Source organism: Petrotoga halophila DSM 16923, assembly GCF_002924615.1.
Genome location: NZ_JALY01000256.1, coordinates 1 through 8,579, shown reverse-complemented (window position 1 = coordinate 8,579; position 8,579 = coordinate 1). Strand labels below are relative to the sequence as shown.

General features: G+C 34.5%; 9 protein-coding genes and 1 pseudogene. All 10 read right to left on the bottom strand.

Annotation, left to right across the window (positions count from 1 at the left end; all coding sequences use genetic code 11):
* Positions 1–341, bottom strand: a pseudogene (locus AA81_RS14635) (glycine dehydrogenase); the annotation flags it as partial.
* A 179-nt stretch (positions 342–520) separates the two neighbouring features.
* On the bottom strand, positions 521–1,846 hold the full coding sequence (gene gcvT / locus AA81_RS12360; protein WP_103899204.1) for a glycine cleavage system aminomethyltransferase GcvT: 1,326 nt from the start codon (positions 1,844–1,846) through the stop codon (positions 521–523).
* A 136-nt stretch (positions 1,847–1,982) separates the two neighbouring features.
* Positions 1,983–2,654: a metallophosphoesterase family protein gene (locus AA81_RS12355; RefSeq protein WP_103078233.1), complete on the bottom strand. Its 672-nt coding sequence runs from the start codon at positions 2,652–2,654 to the stop codon at positions 1,983–1,985.
* 68 nt (positions 2,655–2,722) lie between these two features.
* Positions 2,723–2,995 (bottom strand): HU family DNA-binding protein, encoded by a 273-nt coding sequence (locus AA81_RS12350; protein ID WP_012209694.1) that lies wholly within the window; start codon positions 2,993–2,995, stop codon positions 2,723–2,725.
* A 114-nt stretch (positions 2,996–3,109) separates the two neighbouring features.
* Positions 3,110–3,742 carry an RdgB/HAM1 family non-canonical purine NTP pyrophosphatase gene (gene rdgB, locus AA81_RS12345; protein ID WP_169926270.1) on the bottom strand — a complete coding sequence of 211 codons (633 nt, stop codon included), beginning with the start codon at positions 3,740–3,742 and terminating at the stop codon, positions 3,110–3,112.
* Entirely contained in the window at positions 3,726–4,385 is a 660-nt protein-coding gene (gene rpe / locus AA81_RS12340) for a ribulose-phosphate 3-epimerase (RefSeq protein ID WP_103078231.1), read from the bottom strand. Before rpe ends, rdgB begins: the two co-directional genes overlap by 17 nt.
* A gap of 12 nt (positions 4,386–4,397) precedes the next feature.
* Positions 4,398–5,300, bottom strand: coding sequence for a ribosome small subunit-dependent GTPase A (gene rsgA / locus AA81_RS12335; protein WP_103078230.1), 903 nt, complete (start codon positions 5,298–5,300; stop codon positions 4,398–4,400).
* The gene (locus AA81_RS12330) at positions 5,297–5,800 is read right to left on the bottom strand and encodes a PASTA domain-containing protein (RefSeq protein ID WP_103899203.1); all 504 of its coding nucleotides are present in this window, start codon (positions 5,798–5,800) and stop codon (positions 5,297–5,299) included. The genes rsgA and AA81_RS12330 overlap by 4 nt, the downstream gene beginning before the upstream one ends.
* A 5-nt stretch (positions 5,801–5,805) precedes the next feature.
* Positions 5,806–6,849: a dual-specificity RNA methyltransferase RlmN gene (rlmN, locus tag AA81_RS12325; RefSeq protein WP_103078228.1), complete on the bottom strand. Its 1,044-nt coding sequence runs from the start codon at positions 6,847–6,849 to the stop codon at positions 5,806–5,808.
* A gap of 129 nt (positions 6,850–6,978) precedes the next feature.
* A complete protein-coding gene (guaB, locus tag AA81_RS12320) occupies positions 6,979–8,430 on the bottom strand; it encodes an IMP dehydrogenase (RefSeq protein ID WP_103078227.1) in 1,452 nt (483 codons plus the stop codon).
* Positions 8,431–8,579 lie beyond the last annotated feature (149 nt).

Here is an 8,579-nt window from a genome sequence, read left to right as displayed (position 1 = left end):
AGAATTTGGAGGGTACCCTGAGAAACTTCAGCTTGGTAAGGCGTATATGCGGTTAAAAAATTCCTATTTGAAGCTAAAGGATATATAACAGACGGAATATAGTGATTGTAAATACCTGCACCTCTAAAAATCCCGTATTCTTCCATATTTTTATTCAGTTGTGCCAAATCGGTTAGCCTTTCTTTAACTTCTATTTCGCTCAAACCCGAAGGGATATTCAATTCACCTTTGAATAGTGCTGGAATATCTCGATAAAGTTCGTCGATATCTTTTATTCCCAAAAAAGAAAACATTTCTTCTATGTCTTTTTGGGTATGGGGTAAATATGGAAAATCATTCATTGTAACATCTCACCTCTTTTTATTATAATATTTCTATTTTTCGGAAAGTAAAAACTTAATATAAGCGCCTCTTCGCCCCGCTCCCCACCCATTAGGATAAAAGTGTTTATGCTCTTTCCAGAAACCCACCCATAAGGAATGGGAGGAAAAATACCTCCCCTCCAGGTCGCCCTAAATTTTTACTTAGTGCTTTTTACACTTCCTTTATAAAATGGGGTTTTTACAACCTCAGCTTCTAATAACTTGTTCCTTGCCTTTATACTAACAATGGTCCCAGATTTCGAAAATTCTTTACTCACATAGCCTAAGGCTAAATTCTTCCCCAAAGTAGGCGACTTTACACCACTTGTCACAAACCCTATCTTTTCATTATCTTTGAAAATTTCATACCCATGCCTAACTGGCATCTTGTCGTGTATTTCCATACCAACTAATTTTCTTTTGATTCCTTCTTCTTTTTGTTCTAGCAAAGCTTCCTTACCAATAAATTCTTTATTAAAATCGACAGTCCATCTTAAGCCTGCCTCCAAAGGTGTAGTATTTTCATCCATATCGTTGCCATACAGGAGCATTTTAGGCTCGAACCTTAAAGTGTCCCTGCTTCCCAAACCACATGGCTTGCCATCAACCTCTTTAGCAAGTTGTATAAGTCTATCCCAAACTTTAACAGCGATCGTTGGAGATAGGTACAACTCAAAACCGTCTTCACCTGTGTATCCTGTCCTTGATAAGATTACTTCTTCTCCTTCTAGTTGTAGAACTTCAAAAGAATAATATTCTATACCATCCAGATCAATATCTTTAAGATATTTTTGTAGTTGATCCTGAGATTTTGAGCCTTGAAAAGCTATTTGGCAATATTCATCACTCTTGTTAATTACATCAACATTAAAAGAAGAAGATTGACTTTTTACCCATTCATAATCTTTTTGTGTATTAGATGCATTGACTACTAACATAATCTTTTCTTTGTTAAACTTATAAGCGAGAAAATCATCCAAAATACCGCCATTCTCATTACACATAGGTGTGTAAACTATTCTGCTATTCGGTATTCTCTCCACATTATTTGTAATCAAGTAATTTACAAATTTCTGTGCATCTTTCCCTTGCACAAATAATTCACCCATATGAGAAACATCAAACACCCCAACTACATTTCTAACTGCATTATGCTCTTCAATGATAGAAGAATACCACAACGGAAGTTCCCACCCTGCAAATTCTCCCATCTTGGCTCCAAGTTCTTTATGTCTTTCATAAAGCGGAGTCTTTTTAAGTTCAGACAAGGTAATTCCTCCTTTCTCAAATTCTCTAATTATAACTTTAGCTGTATCAAAATCCTTATCTTCAACATACAAATCATAAATTACTCCCTCACCGAAATATTCTCCCCCTATTCCTATGGGAGATTTTAAAAATACTTGTATACCGTTATCTTCCAAAATTTGCTTCAAAATCTGACTCTGTGGATAATTGCAATAATCTTTTATTTTTTTTAACATCAACTCACTCCTCAAAAGAAAGATATTATTCAATTTTAATTATATCATTCTTTGAAAAAGTTAGAAAATCGAAGTATTTTCAATTAGAAGGATTTAAAGACAATTAAAGGCGATTAAAGAAGTTTAAATCAATTTTTCAAAAAGACTGTAAAACTACGTGTTTATTATTCTCAGTGATTCCAAAGGCAGTCAATTTCCCACCGTACACATATCCTGTATCGATATCTATACTTATTATTTTCTTATTCTTATCTCGTTTCACAAAGATTTTATCTTCACCTGTTAGGTACAATGTTGGAGTATGCCCATGAATGACGGTATAATCATAATACCTTTCTGACATACTTAAAAATTCATCCCTTATCCATAACAAATCCCATTTATCTTGTTGGGAAAGTGACTTTTTTGGATTTACTCCCGCATGAACAAACAAATATTTCTCGTTTCTGATTTCTATCTCATAATACAAAGGTAGGTCTTTTAAAAAGGTTATGTATTCTTCCCCAATATAGTTATCAAAACTTCTAATTGTCGATAATGCACCATTGTAAAACCATATACCCTCATCATACTCATGAGTTTTTTGGTAATAGTCGACCATCATATCGTCATGGTTTCCCTTTAGAAAGATACGATTTCTCTGCTTGCTTAAAGTAATCAAAAGATCCAATACTTTTTTTGAATCCGGCCCTCTATCCACATAATCACCCAAAAAAATTACTGTGTCTGAATCATTGATATGTGTTTGTTTTAAAAGCGAAATTAAAGTATCGTACATACCATGGACATCTGAAATTGCCCAGATCAATTGAAACCCTCCAATTTGATCACGTCATTATCAAAAAATGGGCAGGAACCCTGCCCATTTTTTGGAATTTACTTCACCATATCTTTCAATTCTTTACCAGGAACAAATTTTGGAACCATCTTTTCTGGAATTTTTATGGCCTTTCCGGTTTGTGGATTGACCCCTTTTCTTGCTGCTCTTTTCTGAACTTTGAAAGTCCCAAAACCAACTAGTTTAACCTCTTCTCCCTTACTTAAAGCCTCAGACACTACATCAACAAAAGCATCAACGAAACTTTCGGCGTCTTTCTTTGTTACGTTAGCTTTCTTTGCGAAAGCATCAACTAAATCTTTCTTATTCACAAACATTCCCCCTTTCACAGATAAAGATTCTTAAATCCTCATTCTACGGAACTTCAACGCAATTATACCATAAAACAAAAAAAATATCTACTTTGAATCAATATTATAAAAAAATCATTCGTTATTTTCTAATATTGTAGCACTTTTTAAGAAAAGAAGCAACTTTTTTATAGCTTTTGCCCTATGACTTATCTTATTTTTTACATCTTTGCTTAATTCTCCAAAAGTATAATCGTATCCATCAGGAATAAAAATTGGATCGTAACCGAAACCATTCTTTCCTCTTATCTCAAATGCTATTTTACCATAAACTTCTTCTTGACAAGTTACTAAAAAATTTTTCTGAGGATCAAAATACGTCGCCGCACAGGCAAAATAAGCGGTTCTATCTTTTTCATTTTCCAGCATCGATAACAATTCCTTCATCTTCTGCTCATAAGAATAGTTTTCCATGAACCTGGCAGAGTTTACACCAGGGAATCCTTCAAGAGAGATTATGGACAACCCTGAATCATCTGAAAAAACTGGTTTTTTTATTAATTTTGAATAAGCCCAAGCTTTAATAACAGAATTTTCTACATAAGTTTCACCATATTCTTCTACTTCAAAATTATCCTCTTTTATCTCATCAAATATATATTTAACAGTAATGCTTCCATTTATATCAATATTTTGAAGAATTTCATTGATTTCTCTTACCTTGTTTCTATTTGATGTAGCCAAATACACCTCACTCAAAATCTTCAGCCACCCTTTTTAGTTCAATTATCTCTTGTGAAGGATTTTCAGAATAAAACACACTGGCACCAATAATAAAAGTGTTAACACCACTTTGGTGAAGTAATCCAATGTTCTGCTTATTCACTCCCCCATCAACCATTATTTCAACATTCAAACCCTTTTCATCTGAAATTTTTCTTAATTTTCTTACTTTCTCGTAAGTACTTTCTATAAAATGTTGACCGGTAAATCCTGGATTAACGGACATAATCAATACTTTATCGACATAGGGAAGAATTTCTTCTAAAAGTGACACAGGCGTATGCGGATTTAAAGTTACACCTGCTTCACACCCCAACTCTTTGATCTTTAAGATGGTCCTATGCAGATGTACCACCGCTTCATAATGCACCGTTATGCTACTCACAAACTTAGAAAATTCTTCTAAATATTTATCTGGTTCAACGATCATCAAATGAGCATCCAAATATATATCTTTAAATTTTTTTCTAATCGATTCCACGATTGGAAAACCAAAAGTAATGTTTGGAACAAACACTCCATCCATAATATCGAGATGTATTCCATCAGCTTCTTCAGAAACTTTCTCTATCTCTTGAGATAAATTCAAAAAATCAGCGGCTAAAATGGAGGGATAGATTTTTATCAAACTTAAACACCTCTATTGCAATTTTAGTGAACTGTCTTCTATTTCTTTGTATATTTGACAATAATTGGTATACCTACTAAATGAAATTTGTTCCTTTTCTACAGCCTCTTTAATTGCACATCCAGGTTCAACCGTATGGGAACAGTTTGAAAACTGGCAAAAACCGTCAAATCCCAAAAATTCTTTGAAATAGTGCCTAAGTTCATCTTTTTTTATTCCTCTTAGCTCTAAACTCGAAAAACCCGGTGTATCGACTATATATCCTCCAAAATCAAAATAAAGCAGTTCAGCATACGTTGTAGTGTGTTTACCTCTACCTAATTTTCTGGAAATTTCTCCTTCTCGAAGTTTCAATTTTGGGTCTAAAACATTCAATAAACTAGACTTCCCAACTCCAGAAGGGCCTGCGAAAGTTGATACTTTGTTTTTTAAACAGGACTTTAATCTATCTAAATTATTTTTCGTTATTTTCGATGTGGGAATTACAGGATAAATTTTACCATATATTTCTATAAATCTTTCCATATCTTTTTTTTCTTCGTCACTAACAAGCAAATCCGTTTTGTTTAACACTATAACTATATCCAGTTTCTCTTTTTCAGCGAGGGCTATAATTTTATCGACTACTATCAAATCTACTTGAGGTTCTTTAATTGAGGTAACCAAAACAAGTTGATCCAAGTTAGCTACTCTGGGCCTGTATAATTCATTTTTTCTCTTTAAAATGTTTTCAATTCTTCCATAACTATAACTTTGGTCCTTAGAATATTCTACATAATCACCAACAATGGGCCGAATCTTCTGTAATTTAAATCTACCAGGGAGGAAGCAGTTAACTTTTTGATTAGTTTCCAAATCTTGAACGGTTACCATATCCGAATGAAATCTAACAACTATACCCCTTCTCCAACTCATTGATTACTCCCTTCATATTCACCAACATAGAGAATCACCTTTTCACCACTATAATTATTTCCTGGTGTTGGAGACATGTTCAGTACCACATCGTTTTCTTCAGGTGTATAAGTTAATTGATTTCTAATTTCATAAGCTATATTGTACTCACTTAGAAACTGTTGTGCTACTCCAGACGGTACTCCTATCAGATCAGGAATCTTCAGAGTATTCATCTCTCTAAGTTGGACTATTACATGATGCCCTTCTTTTACCTTTGTACCAGGTTCCGGATCAGTATACAAAACTTTTTCCCCGTTACCTACTATGTTTGGAATTAGGTTTAACTCCTCTAAAGAAGAAACAGCTACTTTTTTATCTTCTCCAATCAAATATGGAATCTCAACCGTATTTGAACTGTTGGCAAAAACTGTCATCATAAAAAAGGCAAATATTCCAGAGGCTACTATTCCTAAAATAAAAAATATCAAATTTTTGATTAATTTTCTTATTTTAATCATTATTTTCACCTATTAACTTCTTTTAACTCTCTGGTTCTTAATTGACCACATGCGGCTGATATATCACTACCTTTCTCGGCTCGCACAACAGCATCAATTCCATTCTTTACGAGAGTATCTAAAAAAGCTTGAATAAATCTTTTTGAGGGTTTTTCAAACCCTGCTGGATTTGCATTGGCAGGAATTAAATTAACCATCACTTTCATGTCACCAAACAGTTCGACTAATTTCAAGGCGTCATCTTTTGAATCATTAAATCCTTTTATCAATATATACTCAAAAGTTACCCTCTTTTTTGTTTTTTTCTGATAAATTCGGCATGACTGAATAACCTGCTCTACTGGATATTTATGATTTATGGGCATTATTTGATCTCTTTGAAGATTTGTTGGTGCATGAAGTGACACAGAAAGTCGAAACTCTTTGCTCAAATCGCCCAATTCTTCAATTTTGTGAGGTATTCCAGCAGTTGAAATGGTTATATGCCTTGCCCCTAATTTTTTCATCTTTGGATGGTTTAAGATCTCTACGCTTTGAACAACGTTGTTAAAATTTAGTAATGGTTCACCCATTCCCATGTATACAACGTTTTTTACATCAATATCTTTATCTTTTTCCATAGCTAACAATTGACCAATTATTTCACCTGTCGATAAATTCCTAACGTAACCGCTTTGCCCTGTAGAACAGAATGAACATTTCAGTGGGCAACCAACTTGTGTTGATATACAAGCTATCGTTCGTGAAGGATAGTAAATAATTACCGCTTCAACAGTGTTTCTATCCTCTAACTCCAAAAGATATTTGGTCGTTCCATCTATCTTTGATACCTGTTTTTTAATAATATGAGGAATAGATATTTTAAAGTTATCACTGAGTTTTTGTCTATCGTCTTTAGATAAATTAGTCATTGATGCAAAATCAAAAACTCTTTTCTTATAAATCCAATCACAAATTTGATCGGTTCTAAACTTTTCAAGTCCTAATTCATTGAGCAAATAACTTTGTAAATCTGAATATTCAAAATCTAAAATGTTTTTTGTTTGCATATAACTTCCTCTCCATTAAAATATACTCATTAGAAACTTTATTTTAGCGCCCCTTCGTCCTGCAGCCCGCCCACGCAGCCCACCCATAAGGAAGAGAGAGATTAACCCGCAACCCACAAAAATCAATAACTAAGATGAAAAGAAATAATTTGGAGCTTCACGTGTGATTTTTACATCATGTGGATGTCCTTCAGTTATACTTGCCGTAGTAATTTTTATAAATTTAGCCTTTTGCTGTAATTCCTTAACATCTTTTGCCCCAACATATCCCATTCCAGCTTTGACTCCTCCAACTAATTGTATTATAACATCTTTTACCTCACCTTTGTATGCTACCATAGCTTCAACACCTTCTGGCACAAGCTTCTCATTTGGTGTGTCTTCTTGGAAATATCTATCTTTACTCCCTTTTTCCATAGCTGCTATTGAACCCATACCTCTGTATGTTTTAAACTTCCTTCCCTGATAAATTATCGTTTCGCCAGGTGCTTCTTCAGTACCAGCAAAAATACTCCCCATCATCACAGTAGAAGCCCCTGCTGCTAAAGCCTTAACAATATCACCAGAATATCTTATTCCACCGTCAGCTATAACAGGAATACCGTATTTATTCGCTTCTTCTGAAACCTTCATAATTGCACTTAATTGGGGTACCCCGACCCCAGAAATAACTCTCGTCGTACATATAGAACCTGGTCCAATCCCGACCTTTACTGCATCGGCTCCACTTTCTATTAACATTTTGGCAGCTTCAGCAGTAGCTATATTCCCAGCGATTACAGGGAGATCTGGAAATCTCTCTTTTATCATTTTTAAAATTTCGATAATATTTTTCGTATGTCCATGTGCGGAATCTAAAACGACAAAATCAACCCCTGCATTAACTAATTCTTGCGTTCTTTGTAAACCATCCGAAACGCCAACAGCAGCTCCAACAACTAAACGCCCTTTATCATCTCTTGTAGCGTTCGGGTTTTCAATCACGGAAGTAATATCCTTTATTGTTATCAAACCCTTTATATGTCTTTTATCATCTACAATAGGCAATTTCTCTATCTTATTCTGATGAAGTATCTCTTTCGCTTCTTCCAAAGATATATGCGAACCAGCGACAACCAAATTTTTGTAGGGAGTCATCAATTCTTTGGCCTTTTTTTCCATATTTTGTTCAAATCTAATATCTCTATTGGTCAATATACCTAAAAGAACTTTATCATCATCCACAACCGGCAATCCGCCAATTCTGTACTCTCTCATGATCTTTTCAGCTTCTTTAATGGTTGTATCGGGAGTAATTGTAATGGGATCGTATATAATCCCGTTCTCTGTCTTTTTTACTTTTGAAACTTCATAGGCTTGCTGTTCAATCGACATATTCTTATGAATAACCCCAACGGCGCCTTCTCTCGCCATAGCTTTTGCCATTTGGGATTCACTCACAGTATCCATTGCTGCAGAAAGAAAGGGGATTTTTAAATGGATATCTTTTACTAAACGAGATGTTGTATCAACCCTACTCGGCACAATTTCGCTATACTGCGGTAGTAACAACACATCATCAAAAGTGAGATACTCTTCCATTTCTCTGCCTCCTTACCCTGGTGGATATTATCTTTAAAAAATTGTGTTAGTGCCCCTTCGCTGGGGCCTTGCCCTGTAACCCATTTAAAATTATTTAGTTTTTAAAATATTTATTCTATATAGGTTTGCGCCCTTTCACCCCGCAGCCC

Coding starts and splice junctions, on each gene's coding strand:
- gcvT (WP_103899204.1), bottom strand. CDS start 1,846: ATGTTAAAAAAAATAAAAGATTATTGCAATTATCCACAGAGTCAGATT.
- AA81_RS12330 (WP_103899203.1), bottom strand. CDS start 5,800: ATGATTAAAATAAGAAAATTAATCAAAAATTTGATATTTTTTATTTTA.
- rsgA (WP_103078230.1), bottom strand. CDS start 5,300: ATGAGTTGGAGAAGGGGTATAGTTGTTAGATTTCATTCGGATATGGTA.
- rlmN (WP_103078228.1), bottom strand. CDS start 6,849: ATGCAAACAAAAAACATTTTAGATTTTGAATATTCAGATTTACAAAGT.
- guaB (WP_103078227.1), bottom strand. CDS start 8,430: ATGGAAGAGTATCTCACTTTTGATGATGTGTTGTTACTACCGCAGTAT.